The sequence below is a fragment of the Rhodococcus sp. 05-340-2 genome (genome assembly GCF_002258915.1).
Lineage (GTDB): Bacteria > Actinomycetota > Actinomycetes > Mycobacteriales > Mycobacteriaceae > Rhodococcoides.
In genome coordinates this window covers 274,052-287,180 of record NZ_NOYU01000042.1, presented here as the reverse complement: position 1 = coordinate 287,180, position 13,129 = coordinate 274,052, and the positions used below count along the sequence as shown (strand labels likewise).

The following is a 13,129-nucleotide window of genomic DNA, read 5'->3' as shown; positions in this document are numbered from 1 at the left end:
GCGCATCAGTCTGGTTAGTGGCAATTCTTTCATCGCAGGGGTAGACAAGGCGCGGATTATCCACGATGAATTTGCTGGAGTCAGCGCTGTCTCGGCGTGCGAGTAAGAAGACGTGCACGGCGGACTGCTGTGTCTTTGTGCCAGCGCGTACGAGCCCGGGTATACGCTCAATCGAGACCTCGCAGCGTGGTTTGTCGACCGGCAGGCCATCCCGCGAGGTCGATGGTGAGTGTATATATGACCGGGTCGAGGCGTCGACTAGCGCGCTGTGCGGGTTGGAGAGTGACGGTGACGAGGTCATCGACTTAGCCCCGTTCCCGACTGAACCGGAATTCGGCATAAAGGATTCGGGCAGCGAAAGGGACCGCCGTCGGGTGCTGACATCCAGGGATGGTTTTCGGTTCTTGACGTACTATCGGCTCCCGAACGCGCTGCCAGTTGAGTAGTTCTGGCGCTGTTGGCAGGTAGAGTCAGGGTGACCGAAAGCGGCACTTGGTGGAAGCGGGAAGCGATGCTTTGCACAGTCATTTGGGATGTTTATGACGACAGCGCGCGTGGAGCCATGTGGAACGCGATTAGGCGGCTCATACCGGACGGGCCACGAATTTGGTCGCCCAAGGGCATCTATGCGTACTGGGACCCTTCCACCCATGACTTGCTTTATGTCGGGCTCGCTACAAATCTTCCCGAACGGTTTGCTCAGCACAATAAGCTAGTGAGTCATTCAGGCGGAAACAAGTCGGCATCAATAAATGAGTGGTTCTCAAAGCATGAAACACTCGGGTTTACACTGATTGTTCAATCAGCTGCAGTGCAGATTCAGGATGAATTGGCCGAACTTACTGTTGGCTTGGGTGCGAACAGTAGTGACATTTCGCGCATTGCTGAGGGGCAACTTATTGAACTCCACAGGCGTAAGTATCGCCGTTGGCCGCCGTGGAATCGAATTGGAGGTTCCGTTCAAGGTGCGAGTTGGGCTCGGCCCCAAGATAAATCGATTCTTGGTCTCCTAAGCGCAAAAGAAGAGAGTCTGTTCGTTGCTCGGCGGTCTCTCCGAACGCTCAGCGGGGACGCAAGTTCACAGCGGTTTGAGGCCCTTATTCATACCGCTCGGATGCGTGCCCTGATGGAGCTAAATGCTTCCGAGCCGAGCGCGTTGTCTGCTATGAGTTCTGAACAACGTATCGAGGAAATCAAGCGAGTTTTGATGCTGGGTGAAGGGAAACTTGTTGATGATCTGACACCAATCGATGACCTGATACGGACATGGGTTGGTCGACTGGCCATTGCTTCACAAATGCAGAGCGAGAGAGAGCTTTACCTTCGCGAAGTGAATTCCTTATCCCAAGTGATTTCAGACGACAAAGATCGGTCGGCTGCAGAGTTTCTTGCCTCCGTTCTCCAGACAGGGTCTGAAGAGGAAGACGGTCGATACGCGCGCGAAGTGCTCGGAACGGGCTACCTGGACGACGCGTCGCATATCCAATTCTAAAGTCATTGATCGCAAGCCTGCGCCCACGCCCTTCCGCAATGGCTGTGGACTGTGGTGTGCAATACCCTGGCCAGCCGCCAGGAACCGTTCGGACGCCACTGTGACGTGGCAGTCGCCGGGCCTCGTCTCAATGGGTAATCTGTTCATCAGTGAGGTAAATAAGGCGAGGGTCATCAAGGGTGAAGACGCTGGAGTCATCAGGGTCCTGACGCGCGAGGAAGAGGGTCGTCGCCTGTCATTCACATGAATGAGTTGGGTAAGCTGCGCTTCACTGTGCGAGAAAAGTTCCGGATGTGCTGTTGCCGGGTTGTCAAGCGCATGGCTATCCCTTGCTGGATCGCTTCGCGATCATATGCCCGTGCCTCCATCGGATGGCGCGGGTTTTGACTCGATGTACACACGATCATGTCCGCGGTTGTCTGATCGCCTGCCTCGTGACTTAACGGCAGGATCAATCGAGGCCATCCGCGCTGAGTACGTCGTCATGCTGATCGTTGTCGAACCGCAGTAGTAGACAAGCGAGGGCCGCACTAGCCAGAAGCGCGGCGGCCGCAATGTAGCTGACAGTGTGTATTGCTACGTCGTAAGCCTTCACTGCCGATTCCACTGCTTCGGGGACGGGTTTGACTGTGGACGCCAGGATTGCTGTTGGGTCCGAGTTACTCTGTGTCGCTGTACCTTCGGGAAGGGTCAGGCTGAGTCTGTACGCAATCGCCAGGGCGGTTCCGAGTACGGCGATGCCGAGTCCCGCTCCGAGCTCGAACGATGTCTCTTGTATGGCTGCCGCTTCGCCCGCGCGGTCGGGCGATGCTGCAGTCATGATGGCGTCCGCTCCGAGCGTCATGATTATCCCTGCGCCCGCACCGACCATGAGAAGCGCAGGGAGCAGTGTTGGATAGGCGTTGAGGTCCGCGACGAGATTGAGCAGGATGAGTCCGATTCCGGCGGTCGACAGACCTGCGGTGACCGACCATCGCAGCCCCACGCGGGATGAAGCGCGCGATGCGAGGGCAGCGCCGGCCGCGTTCGCGAGTGCCAGTGGGGTCAGTGCGAGGCCTGCTCGCAAACTCGAGTAGTTCCCTACGTATTGAAACCACTGCGCCAGGAAGTAGAGCATCGCGGTGTAGCTGCCGAAGCAAATCAGAACACAGAAGGTGGCAACGGAGAACCGTCGGTCGGAGAAAAGCCTCAGGTCGAGTAGCGGTTCGGGTATGCGGAGCTGTCGTCGCACGAACAGGACCAGGAAGAGTATGCCGACAACGGCGAAGACGACGGATACGCTGTCTAGTTTCAGTTCGGATCCCACTGATTTGATCGAGTAGACGATGAACCCGAGGGCGATAATCGATGCGATCGCGCTCAGCGCATCCCATTTGCGTGGGACGGGGTTTTTCGATTCCGGGATGACTGCGACGCCGACGACAGTCACGATGAGGACGATCGGGACGTTGACAAGGAAGACGGATCCCCACCAGAAATGTTCGACGAGGAATCCTCCGACGACGGGTCCCAAGGATGCGCCCAGGCTGTGAGCTGCTGTCCACAGGCCGATCGCAAACGTCCTCTCCTTGCTGTCGGTGAATACGACTCTGATGATCGACACTGTGGACGCCATTATCATTGCGGTGCCGATGCCGAGGATGATTCTCGCCGGTATGAGTTGCGCCGCCGAGGTGGACAGTGCGCACGCCAGCGATGCCACTCCGAACACTACGAAGCCGGTCAGCACGATTTTTTTGCGGCCGAGTTTGTCACTCAGCGTTCCGAAGGTGACCAGTAGTGCTGCGACGGTGAGGGAGTACGCGTCCAGTATCCAGAGCAGAGAGGTGTTGCTGGGTCTAAGATCGGCTGCCAGGCTTGGTGCTGCGATGTGGAGGACCGTCAGGTCCACGCCGGCGAGGAACAAGCTGAAGCAGAGGACCGCGAGGACGGCCCATCGGCGGCTGTTCGGTGGACTCTCGGCTGTCGGGTTGACGACGTGACGGGTCCGATCTGCTGTCATGGTTCCTCAGAATTCGGTCAGGTTTGCGCGGAGGGTGCTGCCGGGAACATACGACGACCGGGTCAGTCCGCGTCGTTGGAGGGCGGGGACGAGTCCTTCGGTGATGTCAGCGACGAAGTGTCTGCTCAGCCTTAGCAGTGGAGTGGTGATGATGTAGCCATCGCCACCGGCGTACTCCATCGCCTCTTCCATCTGACTGGCGACGTCATCTGGGGTACCGACCAGATCGAGTGATGAGACGAGGCCGCCGGCACTGTCGACCACCAGTTCGCGGAGTGTTTTGCCGCTACCCCATTGCTGCAGCTGGTCGAGGGAGCCCTGTTCTCCGTTTGTCGTCAAGCGGTTGGGCAAAGGGGAGTCCAGGTCGAACGCTTTGAAGTCGATCTCGGTGATGGCCGAGATCTGAGCCAAGATCTCTGTGATGAACTGTGGGGACGAGATGATGCCGTCGCGCTTTTGGAACGCCTCTTCTGTCGTGTTCGCGACAGTCGGGGTGATGCAGAACAGAACTTTGACCGAGTCGGGATCTCTTCCCGCCTGTATCGCCTTTTCGCGGACGTCGTCGCGGAACTGTTTCATTCCTTCTTTTTTGTTTGCGATCGCGATGATGGAGTCTGCGTGTGCCGCTGCGAATGCGCGTCCGCGCGGCGATGCCCCAGCTTGCACGAATGCTGGTCGGTGCTGTGGCGATGGCACAGTGTTCAGTGGTCCACGCACCGAGTAGTACTTTCCGCGGTGGTGTATGGGGCGGACTTTGGATGGGTCGGCGTACGTCCCGGTCTCGCGGTCGAGAACGACGGCGTCGTGATCCCAAGAATCGAAGAGCGCCTTGACTACTTCGACGTATTCATCTGCCCGGGCGTATCTTTCTTCCCGGGTCGGGAGCGCTTCCATACCGAAGTTCTGAGCGGCAAGATCCTCGGCGCTGGTGACGATGTTCCACCCGAAGCGTCCGTTCAGCATGCTGTCCACGGTTGATGCCAGGCGAGCCACCATGAACGGTGGATAGGCCATTGTGGAGAGGGTCGTCACGATACCCAGGTGCTTTGTGTTCAAGCCCAAAGCGACCGCGAGGGGGACCGGGTCGTGTTTTGGCACTTCCATCGCGTGGACGAGGGCTGCGTCTGCGGTGCCACCGTACGCCTCTGGAACCATCAGCTTGTCTTCGAGGATTATGTAATCGAAACCCGCTCGTTCGAGTGCTCGTGCTGTGTCGATGTAGAACTGCCCGTCCCAGGGGCATCCGCCCGAGCCGAATGGTCCTGTCCATTCGTCAGGGGTGAAGTTGCATATGAAGGCTAGGTGAAACTTGTTAGGCATTGACACTGTCGCTTCCTGCGTCGGGGTCTGTTTTCTAGTCGTTGCTGTTGGTGCGAATCAAACTGAGTGCCTGGTCGAGTACGTGAAGGAAGAGTCTGCTTCCGATCTCCTCGGATGCACCGACCGTGCTGGAAAGGACCCCTTCCGTTGTGAACGTGGTGGGGTCGATCGGATGTGCGTAGATGCCGCTTCTCGGCGTGTCGAGATGAATTGGCCGCTGCGGGCGTACAAGGTCGGGGTGCAGGTGCATCATCAACGACGTTTCGGTCAAGCCGGCATGCTCGGCGTGCCATCCCGGAAAATCCGGCATATTCTCAGCTATCCATTCATCGCGCACCAGGCTCCACCAACTGAAAGCGGCGACGCTGCGATCGCCGAAATATCCGGCGTCTCTCGCGGAATCGATGGCCTCGAAGACCAGCGCCTCGTTCTCGAAGTGACCGTTGACGACGACGAGTTGGCCATACGGCAGATGACGCAGTGCACTCAAGGTGTCCGTCAGCGTCGAAAGCAGCGATGCGCCTTGCAAGTACAACGTTCCTGGAAAATGTAATCCCCCTCCACTCTGGGGTAACGATCGCGCCCCGATGGACAGCGTCGGCAGGACAAGTCCGCCGACGCCCTCGGCGATTGCATTGCCGAAATCCTCAGCAAGAAGAAGATCGACCGACAGAGGCAGGTGTGGGCCGTGCTGCTCGACACTGCCGATGGGCAAGACGAGCGTACGGTCACGAACAGCGTCGATAACCTCCGGCGATGTGAGATCCGAATACTGGTGGGCATATCGATGTTTGACGCTCATCCTCGGCCCTCCCCGGCTGTCGTCGCGCCGAGGGGCAGTGACAGTGTGTCCGCCACCTGACTCAGCTCGTGGGTTGTTTCGGTCAGGATGCGCGTGAGACTGTCGGCCATGTCCTTGTGCAGAACGGTGTATACCTGGGCTGCTGATGCACCTGCGATCAAATAGTCGATCACGTCTCGGCCGGATGCTGCGCCGCCACTCGCCATGATCGGCAGACGGAAGCCCGACTCCCGAAGTTGCCAGACTGCGGCAAGAACGAGCGGCTTGATGCCCGGCCCGGAGTAGCCGTACACCCCACCGAGCGCCAAGCTGTTCGACTTTGGGTCGATTGCCGCCCCAGGCAGCGTGTCGCTCAGCGTCAGCATGTTCGCGCCCGCACCGTCGGCCGCCTCTGCGAGTGCGGCAAGCTCTCGCCCGATACCGAGCTTCACCGATAGCGGTACATCAGTTTCGTTGCGGACTGCCCGAGTAAAAGCATGAACCCGCTCTGAAGTGTCGCCGTGTGAGCCGAACTCTTCGTTGATACAGGCGATTCCGAGTTCGATTGCAGTGCACCCGGTCTGTGATACCGCCGCGGCCAGCCGTCCAAGTTCTGCAGGTGTGTCGGCATGTATCGATGCAACGACCGCAAGGTCGTCTCTGCTGAAGCCTCGCAGCATCGTCAACCAGTCCTCGACAGGCCGTTTCGAGTAGGTCGTGCTGTTCAGCATGCCTGTTGGGACGCGTGCGAGGCGTTCGTCGAGGCCACGGGGAGGGTTGGGATGGATGGTCTTGGTAACGACCGCCCCAGCGCCGAGTTCCAACAAACGACGAATGTTGCGTTCCTGGTCTGTGAGGAGCCCAGATCCCACGATGACGGGGTTGGTGAGGGAGAGCCCTAAGATCGGCGATTGGCGGTATTCATGCACGCCGTCACGCTCCCGTGCTCACGAGTTCGCTTGCCTCGATTGCGATCCTGTGGGTGTGCGTGACGCCGATGATCAATTCCACCAGTCGGTTTGGATCGTCCAGGAACTCAGATATCGGTAACACCTCCACTCGTCCGACTTCGCTCAGGCCCTTCAGCAGGTGGCTTGCTGACGCAGAGAACGGCTGGTCGGTGATGATGACGATGGGACGACCGAGGGCAGATGCCCACCCCAGCTCGATGTGGGTTCCATCCGTGCGGACCAGCTTGTCGTCCACCACCGGGAGCACAGGCACGAACACGTCGCACTTCTTCATCCATCGGAAGTCGCGGACCGAGACCTGAGACGGCGTGAACGACGCGGTGCTCAGCCCGAATTCCTCCACGCGGTGCGCCGAAAAGGTGCTTGCCCCGTGTGCCTCGGCAACCGAGAGCGCTGTGGCGATCGGAGTGCGCACCGGGGACGCGAACCCGTCCGGCAGGATGGCATGTTGAATTGGGCCACCCACGAAGATATCGAGACCTGCGAGAGGGAGACCGGCAGCTTGGTCGTATCGGGACATCAGTACTCCTGGAATGGATTCGAGTGAAACTGGATTTTCTTGTGTAGGCATCGCGAGCCGCGAAAATGATCTGTAGGAAATACAGCGGGAGGGGACTGGCCTATCGGCCGAATCCGCCACCGTGGGCGACCAGTTCGATTCCGTTGACGTACGGAACCTCATCGGATGCGAGCCATGCGATGCCTGCGCTTATTTCCGCTGCCCGTGCGATTCGGCCATTGGCGACCAGTCCGCCCAATCTGAGTTCTCGTGCTTCGTCCGTCTCAGCGGGCAGCCGTGTCATTTCCGTCTCGACGGGACCTGGTGCGATGCAATTGAGGCGGACACCGAGTGGAGCAAGCTCCACTGCAGCGGACCGGTTGAATGCTTCGACGCCCGCTTTTGTTGCCGTGTAGACACCGAGACCAGCGTTCGTTGCCGATGCACCGATCGCGGAGGTCACCGTCACAATCGACCCCTTCGACGCGGTGGCCATGCGGGTGGCTTCTTCTCGTATGGTCGCGATCGTTCCCGTGAGGTTGATTGCACACATCCGGATCAAGTCGTCATTGGTGATGTCAGCGACGTTTGCGTGTGCCCATATGCCGACGCAGTTGATCGCCACGTCGAAGGTCCCGAACTCTGCATCGAGTTGTTGGAATGCCGATGTGATCGAATCGAGTTTTTCTGCGTCGAGGTGCCCCTCATACGCGAGGCCCTCGCGGTTGGTTCGAGTTCTTCCCAACACTGCGACCCGATTGCTGGTCTGCGAGAGGTAGTGATCGATGACGGCCGTGGCGATACCGGATGTGCCGCCGACCACGACTATGTCGGTCACTTCCTCAACTCGGCTCGCGCAGTACCCAGCTTCGGCAGGAGAGCAAGGATTCCGACACCCGCGAAAGCCAGGGACAGGTAGTAGACCGAGTGGACGGATCCGGACAGATCGATGATGACACCACCGAGGGATGCGCCGAGGAAGATTCCGAAGCAGATGATCGAGGTGTGGACGGTGTTGACGACGAAGGATGTACCGCCGACTCTCATGACCCGGACTGCGAATGCGGGGTTCAGGCTTACACCCGCGAATCCGAGGGCGGCAACGCCGACCAAGACCGCTACCGAATTGCTGTCGCCGAGAAGGAACAGCAGACCGGACAAGAAGATCACCACCGCGCCGACGCAGGCGACGGACAAGGGGAAGTCATCGGAAAGTCGACTGACCACGGTGATACCGATGACGCATGCGAGGCCGTAGGCGGCCAAGATGATGGGGACCCAGCTCTGGTCGAAGCCGGCACGTTCGGTGAGGATGGGGGAGAAGTAGCTGAAGATGGAGAACACGCCGCCAATCAGCAGTCCGCTTGTCGCGTAGGCGAGCCACAAGCTGCCGTTCTTCAACTCCGATAGTTGTGTCAGAATTTTCGGTCGTGGGCCGGCGTCCACTGCGGGTACCAGAACGAAGCTCGCTGCGAGTGCGATCGCCGCGAGGACTGCCACGAATGCGAAGGCCAGTCGCCACCCGAAGGCGTTACCGAGGAAGCTAGCGACAGGTAGACCGATGACGGTGCCGATCGTGTTGCCTCCCATGACGATACCGATGGCGCGGCCCCGGATCTTCTCGGGTACGGCCTGGGCTGCGATGGAAAGAGTGACGCCGTAGGCGGTGCCCGCGGCGGCTCCGGTGAGGATGCGACCAATGACGATGACTGCGTAGTTGGGGGCAGCAGCGGCGATCAGTTCGCCGATGATGAACACGATCGAGATGGCGAGCAGGGCGGACTTGGGTCGAAACCTCGTGAGAAAGATCGAGGCGGGCGGAGCCACGATCACCATCGACAGTGCGTAGATCGCGATGAGATACCCGACACTGGGGATCGATGCAGGCAGATCCCGTGCGAGGTCGTTCATCAAGCCTGACACCATGAATTCGCTTGTCGTGAAGGCCAAGATGGTGAACGCAAGGACGTAGACGGGGAGGGGGACGCGGGTGATGCCGTCTACATTTTTTGACTGTGGCCCGGCTAATTCGGTGCTGCTCATATGGCGGTCCTTTCATCGAGTGGATGGCCTGGACTGGTTCCTGGTGTGAGACCGAATCGGCGTCCGATTTCGGATGCGCGCGCTGTGTCGTCGTCGGTTGCCCGAGGAACGGCGACGCCGGCGGACGCGGGGGTTCCGGCTTGGATGAAGAATTCCTCGGTGCCTGGTGGCGTGAAAACGAACAGCACACGCGCTGGGACCGCGGTTCTGTTGCGGAACCAGTGCACGGTTCCGGGGGTGATGACGGCTGTGTCGCCGGGCCCCGCCGTGCGTTCGATGTCGTCGATGACGATGGCCAGCTCGCCGGTATGGACGTAAATCAGTTCGGTTGCCTCGAGGTGGATGTGCGGGGGCGGGCCACCTCCCGGTGGCACCCATCCGTCAGTAAGCGACACGGCTCCACTGGTGGCTTCACCTCGAACAGTGACGTTGTAGACGTCACTGCTAAGCCACACCGTGGGAGCGTCCGCGACACGGTGGACAGTCGACATCACTTCTGTGCCTCTTCCCGCGAGAGGAACGGGTTGGCCGTGGCTCCACTGAGGACAAGTTGCCCGGTGGACCGCACGATCGCGTCCTGAGCTACCGCGTGCTGGTTGACAGTTTCGATATCCCGCAGCATTTGGTCGATCGAGTAGCGCTTGTTGTCCTTGTAGATTGCGCGTCCGCCTGTGATGTCGTACGACTCGCGCACAACGTCTCTCGCAGTTCGGAACGCGCTCTGCCGTGCGAGGGCGGCACCGACGACTGCGGCGTGCAGGGTGTCTCGGTCCGTCGGATTGTTGGCAGCGGCCCACTGGCGTTCGAGTGAGGAGTGCACCGCGGCGCGGGCTGTGTAGAGGCGGGAGAACAGGTCTCCGATCCGCTGTTCGAGCAATGCGCGATCTTCGTTCAGCTCCGCGTACTTCGGTTGCGCCTTTTCGAGCGCCAACTCGAAAGCGGAGATGGCGATTCCCAAAGGGACGCCGGACATTTTGCGCAGGATGGCGTCACGCCCGGTGTAGAGCGGACCTTGGCGTAACGGATTGTCGAAGGACATCGAACGTGAGACCGGCACAGAAGCGGTGGCGTCTCTGGTGGTGTAGTGCCGACTCCCGCTGCCTTCCAGACCGGTTGTGTGCCAGGTATCCAGGATTCGGAAATCCTGCGGAAGGGCGGCGAGGATGCGCCACTGCCACCGTTCGGTCCCGTTGTCGAGATCTTCCCGACTTTCGTAGAGCTTCACACCAGCCATCACGCGGTCGGCATGGTCGATGCCGCTGCCGAATTGCCAGTTCCCAGTGAACTCGATGCGGTCGCCGCATTGAACGGCGTTGCCTTGCGGATGAATCCACCCGGCGGAGACAGTATTGGGTTGATCGAAGTACTCGTCGTGTGGATCGTCGAGGTAGCCCGAATAGATGCCGGAGTCCATGCCGATCATCACGCACCACCCCACTGAGGCATCGATCCGCGAGATGGACTCGACGATGTCGTTCTGTTCAGGGGACGACAGCCCCAGGCCGCCTGCGTCTGCAGGCTTGGCAATCGAAAACACCTGCAGCGAGCGCAACTTGTCCACGACGGCCGTTGGTAGTTTCCGTTCGACCACCATCGCCTCGCGGTGGGTAGCGACGACATCTGGCAGTTCCTTGCGAATCCTTTCGCGAAGGTCCAAATATGCCGCTGTGGTGCTGATCGGTTCGGAGAGTAGGTCGAGCACGGTAGTCATGCTGGTGTCCGTTCGTCGGGGAGGTATCGACCTCCGCTGAATCGGCGGTGAGGGTCAAGAGCATCGCGAACCACGCGAATGAGTTCATTGGCGTTGTGAGTGAGTGGGTGACCGGCATCGAGCCTGTAGGGCAGCACGCCGAGTGAGGCGAAGTCTGCGTGCAACGAATCCAAAATCTTGTGTGCTGCAACTGATTGTGAGTTGCGGTCGAACGCAATGGAGACAACGAAGTCGACGATGTCGGGGCCGAGAAGGTTGGCGGTAGCTCCGACCGTCGGTCCCTGCTCGGCCGCGTTGTGCTGACCGATGATCGAGTACGCCTTTTCGAGAAGAGGACCATCACCGGAGAAGAGCAAGGGAAGAAAGAAGATCCAGCCGGTCCCAGATGTGTCGACGCTCGCTGGGGCAGCACCAAGCGTCGCCGCAACGAGGTGATCGTGCGTGCTGACATCTCCGGAGTAGCCGTGTACGACCAGCTTCGTCACTGCATCCGACGCCGAATCCAAGTCCTCCGCGCTGTAGAAGATCTCGGCTTTCGCCGGGTCCAGTCCCAATTGTTCGATCGCGATGTGGGTCAGAGTGCTGACGGCCGTTTTCGGTCCGTCCACAGCGAAGTAGACAACCGACTCATCGCTGCGGTCGGCACCGGCATACGACGTCCGAGCCCCGGGGCTGTAAATCTTGGGCACCGCGTTGATCAGACCCGACGCCAACGCGTTTGCTAGCGCGTCTAGGAGCTCAGGGGTGTGCTCGGAAGGGACCGTCGACTTCACGACGGCTGTGGCCTCCGGCCGTCGCAGCAGACCGACCACGCCCGCAGTGATGACGCCGAAGTTGGATTGTGTGAACAGGCCCAGTAGGTCGGGACCGGTGCCGTACCGATAGGGGACACGACCGGAGTGGGCGGTGTCCGGCCACCAACCGATCCTGTGCGTGCTCGAATCGGCGAGGGTGACCTCGATGCCCAGCAGATCCTCGGTGCGGTGGCGACGGAGGCCGACACCTCGATCGAGCGCGTTCCCGAGCACCGACGTTTGAGCTGAGGAGGCCGTCACATTCAGCATGCGTGCTGTGCCGACAAGTCGTTGTGATAGTTCGGCCTGGGTGACACCGGCTTCGACGACGGCCCATCCGAGCTCGATGTCGATGTCGCGGACTGCCTTCAATGCGGCGAGCGAAATGCTCGTGGGTTGGCTGTCGACGGGCACGCTCGAACCCAGCCCCCAGTTGTATCCCGTGGAGAACGCATGGATTCGGGTGTCGGTGGGAACTGTCTCGATCAGAGATCTCACATCGTCAACAGTGGTCGGTGTCAGAATGCCGGATTCGGCGTTGTCGAATTCGCCTACGTTGACGCGCCCGCTCATCGGCCGAGGGCCGGATCGTAGGGAACGGTGAACGTGGTCTTGCCTCGCGTGATCAGTTCTTGTAAAGGCTTGTGTGTCAACGTAGACCAGTCGCCGCCATCGGTGGCCAGCACTCGGAGCTTGCCCTGCGCAACAAGGTCGAGTAACAGTGCAAGGTCTGTCGACGCCGTCGCATAGTTGTTGAAGCTGACCAAGCTGATCCGTCGATCGGACAGCCACCCGGTGTCGACCGAGAGGTGCTCTCGCGATGAAGCACCGACGAGTAGCACGGTAGCGCCGGGTGCGACCGTCGATAGGAGGCGACCGAGCGTCGGACCACCGACCACATCCAACACCCCATCGAATAAGTGCGTCGGGTCGAGTTCGGAGACGAGTCGAATATCCTGCTCCGGGAACAGGTCGTTCTCGATCAGCCAGTGCCGCGACGCCTCGGAACGAACGATCGGAGTGACGTCAAGGTTGCAATTTCGCGCAAGCTGAACGACGAGATGTCCGACTCCACCGCTGGCACCGGTGACGGCGATGCGCTGGCCTTCAACAAGACCCAGTTGTCTGATTGCACGTAGGGCAGTCAATCCGGCAACGGGCAGCGCGGCGGCGATTGCGGAGTCGACACCGTCGGGTACTTCCGCGAGATTATCTAGTGCGACACTTCGTTGCTGGGACCATGCTCCAGAGAAACCCCAGGTGACGACGCGCGCTCCGATGGTCGGTCCGGATGCCCGGGAGTCGGACTCGACGACGACCCCGCTGGCGTCCCAGCCTACGGGAACCGTTGCGTCCCAACTAACATTGGGCTCACCCCCGTTGAGCGAGATGTGGTCGACACGCACCAGAACGTCGCTCTTGTCGCGTTCTGGTACGGGTCCTTGCTCGAATTCGAATCGGTCGTCTCGTTTGTAGATCGACGTGATGCTCATGGCGCTCCTCGAAAACAGTGGCT

Annotated in this window: 12 protein-coding genes; 1 reads left to right on the top strand and 11 read right to left on the bottom strand. The window is 60.0% G+C overall.

Features of this window, described 5'->3' with window-relative positions; translation table 11 throughout:
• The first annotated feature begins 475 nt into the window (after positions 1-475).
• On the top strand, positions 476-1,492 hold the full coding sequence (locus CH271_RS28580) for a hypothetical protein (RefSeq protein ID WP_143546123.1): 1,017 nt from the start codon (positions 476-478) through the stop codon (positions 1,490-1,492).
• A gap of 451 nt (positions 1,493-1,943) precedes the next feature.
• Here the strand turns inward: CH271_RS28580 and CH271_RS26490 are convergent, their stop codons facing one another.
• The 11 genes from CH271_RS26490 to CH271_RS26440 form a co-directional block, all read right to left on the bottom strand.
• On the bottom strand, positions 1,944-3,494 hold the full coding sequence (locus tag CH271_RS26490; RefSeq protein ID WP_094635510.1) for an MFS transporter: 1,551 nt from the start codon (positions 3,492-3,494) through the stop codon (positions 1,944-1,946).
• Positions 3,495-3,500: 6 nt separating this feature from the next.
• Positions 3,501-4,814: an NtaA/DmoA family FMN-dependent monooxygenase gene (locus CH271_RS26485; protein WP_094635509.1), complete on the bottom strand. Its 1,314-nt coding sequence runs from the start codon at positions 4,812-4,814 to the stop codon at positions 3,501-3,503.
• Between the two features lie 34 nt (positions 4,815-4,848).
• Positions 4,849-5,616: a creatininase family protein gene (locus CH271_RS26480; protein WP_094635508.1), complete on the bottom strand. Its 768-nt coding sequence runs from the start codon at positions 5,614-5,616 to the stop codon at positions 4,849-4,851.
• Positions 5,613-6,524 (bottom strand): dihydroorotate dehydrogenase, encoded by a 912-nt coding sequence (locus CH271_RS26475; RefSeq protein WP_179274625.1) that lies wholly within the window; start codon positions 6,522-6,524, stop codon positions 5,613-5,615. The genes CH271_RS26480 and CH271_RS26475 overlap by 4 nt, the downstream gene beginning before the upstream one ends.
• 4 nt (positions 6,525-6,528) lie before the next feature.
• On the bottom strand, positions 6,529-7,086 hold the full coding sequence (locus CH271_RS26470) for a hypothetical protein (RefSeq protein ID WP_094635507.1): 558 nt from the start codon (positions 7,084-7,086) through the stop codon (positions 6,529-6,531).
• A 100-nt stretch (positions 7,087-7,186) separates the two neighbouring features.
• Positions 7,187-7,903, bottom strand: a complete 717-nt coding sequence (locus CH271_RS26465; protein WP_179274624.1) for an SDR family NAD(P)-dependent oxidoreductase — start codon at positions 7,901-7,903, stop codon at positions 7,187-7,189.
• On the bottom strand, positions 7,900-9,108 hold the full coding sequence (locus CH271_RS26460) for an MFS transporter (protein WP_094635505.1): 1,209 nt from the start codon (positions 9,106-9,108) through the stop codon (positions 7,900-7,902). Before CH271_RS26460 ends, CH271_RS26465 begins: the two co-directional genes overlap by 4 nt.
• Positions 9,105-9,599, bottom strand: coding sequence for a cupin domain-containing protein (locus CH271_RS26455; RefSeq protein WP_094716548.1), 495 nt, complete (start codon positions 9,597-9,599; stop codon positions 9,105-9,107). Before CH271_RS26455 ends, CH271_RS26460 begins: the two co-directional genes overlap by 4 nt.
• Positions 9,599-10,819, bottom strand: a complete 1,221-nt coding sequence (locus tag CH271_RS26450; protein ID WP_094635503.1) for an acyl-CoA dehydrogenase family protein — start codon at positions 10,817-10,819, stop codon at positions 9,599-9,601. The genes CH271_RS26455 and CH271_RS26450 overlap by 1 nt, the downstream gene beginning before the upstream one ends.
• Entirely contained in the window at positions 10,816-12,186 is a 1,371-nt protein-coding gene (locus CH271_RS26445) for an FAD-binding oxidoreductase (protein ID WP_094635502.1), read from the bottom strand. The genes CH271_RS26450 and CH271_RS26445 overlap by 4 nt, the downstream gene beginning before the upstream one ends.
• Positions 12,183-13,106, bottom strand: a complete 924-nt coding sequence (locus tag CH271_RS26440) for a zinc-binding dehydrogenase (RefSeq protein ID WP_094635501.1) — start codon at positions 13,104-13,106, stop codon at positions 12,183-12,185. Before CH271_RS26440 ends, CH271_RS26445 begins: the two co-directional genes overlap by 4 nt.
• Positions 13,107-13,129: the final 23 nt, after the last annotated feature.

What these genes read in the sequence shown, in the direction of transcription:
- CH271_RS26460 (WP_094635505.1), bottom strand. Translation starts at nt 9,108, where the DNA reads ATGAGCAGCACCGAATTAGCCGGGCCACAGTCAAAAAATGTAGACGGC.
- CH271_RS26450 (WP_094635503.1), bottom strand. Translation starts at nt 10,819, where the DNA reads ATGACTACCGTGCTCGACCTACTCTCCGAACCGATCAGCACCACAGCG.
- CH271_RS26440 (WP_094635501.1), bottom strand. Translation starts at nt 13,106, where the DNA reads ATGAGCATCACGTCGATCTACAAACGAGACGACCGATTCGAATTCGAG.
- CH271_RS26445 (WP_094635502.1), bottom strand. Translation starts at nt 12,186, where the DNA reads ATGAGCGGGCGCGTCAACGTAGGCGAATTCGACAACGCCGAATCCGGC.
- CH271_RS26480 (WP_094635508.1), bottom strand. Translation starts at nt 5,616, where the DNA reads ATGAGCGTCAAACATCGATATGCCCACCAGTATTCGGATCTCACATCG.
- CH271_RS26485 (WP_094635509.1), bottom strand. Translation starts at nt 4,814, where the DNA reads ATGCCTAACAAGTTTCACCTAGCCTTCATATGCAACTTCACCCCTGAC.
- CH271_RS26490 (WP_094635510.1), bottom strand. Translation starts at nt 3,494, where the DNA reads ATGACAGCAGATCGGACCCGTCACGTCGTCAACCCGACAGCCGAGAGT.
- CH271_RS26470 (WP_094635507.1), bottom strand. Translation starts at nt 7,086, where the DNA reads ATGTCCCGATACGACCAAGCTGCCGGTCTCCCTCTCGCAGGTCTCGAT.
- CH271_RS26455 (WP_094716548.1), bottom strand. Translation starts at nt 9,599, where the DNA reads ATGTCGACTGTCCACCGTGTCGCGGACGCTCCCACGGTGTGGCTTAGC.